This window comes from Nocardia cyriacigeorgica, from assembly GCF_010858045.1.
GTDB classification, from domain to species: domain Bacteria; phylum Actinomycetota; class Actinomycetes; order Mycobacteriales; family Mycobacteriaceae; genus Nocardia; species Nocardia cyriacigeorgica_E.
Window position 1 is genome coordinate 1 of record NZ_JAAGVC010000348.1, and the last position, 286, is coordinate 286.

At 62.6% G+C, this 286-nt stretch carries 1 pseudogene; it reads right to left on the minus strand.

Features of this window, described 5'->3' with window-relative positions:
* Positions 1-286, minus strand: a pseudogene (locus GV790_RS29995) (NAD(P)/FAD-dependent oxidoreductase); the annotation flags it as partial.

Sequence of the window (286 nt, forward strand, 5' to 3'; positions counted from 1 at the left end):
ATGGAGACCACCCACTGCTGTTCTTCTTCGTCCCAGCGGGCGCCGTCGACGACGGTGCCGAAGCGCATCCGACGGCGTAGGCCGTACTTGTCGGCCACGTGCTCGGCGTACTTCTTCAACTCGGCACCCGGCGCGAACAGCCGCGACCAGTACGGGTTGGGTTCGAAGGAATAGGAATAGGTCACCGACGCGATATCGACGGCAAGGCCCGGATACCGGTTCACATGCCAGGTACCGCCGAGATCGTCCTCGCGTTCCAGGATGACGAAATTACTCAGGCCGAGCC